The 1,086-nt window shown below is 58.3% G+C and carries 1 protein-coding gene and 3 tRNA genes; all 4 read right to left on the bottom strand.

The window, feature by feature from the left end:
* Positions 1-29: 29 nt before the first annotated feature.
* Entirely contained in the window at positions 30-581 is a 552-nt protein-coding gene (locus LKD23_RS12805) for an FUSC family protein (protein WP_227621951.1), read from the bottom strand.
* Between the two features lie 163 nt (positions 582-744).
* Positions 745-819: transfer RNA gene (locus LKD23_RS12800), tRNA-Cys, on the bottom strand.
* Between the two features lie 29 nt (positions 820-848).
* Positions 849-924 (bottom strand) — tRNA-Gly (locus tag LKD23_RS12795).
* Positions 925-1,009: 85 nt separating this feature from the next.
* A tRNA-Asp gene (locus tag LKD23_RS12790) sits at positions 1,010-1,086 on the bottom strand.

Below are 1,086 nucleotides of genomic sequence, written 5' to 3'. Positions count from 1 at the left end.
CGCCCCGCCGGAGCGGGGCGCGAAGACGTTCAGACCTTGCTGCCCATTCGGAACAGACCTTTGAGTCCCTCCCAGAAGGCCACGACCCGGGCGCGGGGGAGGAAGTAGTTGACCAGCAGCGCCACGATGACGCCGATAGCGGTGTCGAGGATGCGGTTGAGCGCGTAGCTCACATAGCTCTCGATGGGGGTGCTGAACAGCACGATGCAGAGCACCACGCCGCCGGGCTGAACGCCGCCCGGCCAGAAATACTGGCACAGCAGGATGAGGATGACGGTGGCAGCGCCCAGCAGCACCGCCAGAAAAACGGTGTGGCCGCCCTGCGGATAGAACAGCAGATACACCCAGAACACACCGATGGACAGCAGGCCTCCGATGAGGGTGCCGAACAGTCGGTTGCCGCCGTTCTGGATGGAATCCCGCATATCGACACCCATGCCGAAGATGACGCCGATGCAGGCAAAGGCCGGGTTGCGGCCGATGAGACAGTAGACGATGGCCACCAGCATGGCACTGACGGCAGTTTTGATGGTGCGCCAGCCCACATGGAGCTGGAAATCCTTGCGCGGGAACTCTGGCATGAGTCTGTATCCTCCTCTGTTGATGCAGTTCTTAGCCGTTTTTTGCGGACACGCCTAGCATAGCACAGAGCGAAGAGGGGAGACAAGACTTTTTGCGTAAGTAGATTATTTAACGAGAGCGGAAAACAAAAAATCCCGGATGCCTCAGCACCCGGGAGTCTTTTGGAGGTGACGACCAGATTTGAACTGGTGGATGAGGGTTTTGCAGACCCTTGCCTTACCACTTGGCCACGTCACCATATTTGGAGCAACTGTTGCTGCTCCTTATGGAGCGGCCGACGAGGCTCGAACTCGCTACCTCCACCTTGGCAAGGTGGCGCTCTACCAGATGAGCTACGGCCGCATATTCGGTGCATTTACCCCTGCACCCATCATTTAATGATGCCCTGAAATAAATTCAAAGTAGGTAGAAGCTTTCGCTTCAAATGTGGCGACCCGGATCGGGCTCGAACCGACGACCCCCAGCGTGACAGGCTGGTGCTCTAACCAACTGAGCTACCGGGCC

The sequence above is a fragment of the Faecalibacterium butyricigenerans genome, assembly GCF_020687345.1.
GTDB classification, from domain to species: domain Bacteria; phylum Bacillota; class Clostridia; order Oscillospirales; family Ruminococcaceae; genus Faecalibacterium; species Faecalibacterium butyricigenerans.
This window is presented reverse-complemented; position numbering and strand designations above follow the sequence as displayed.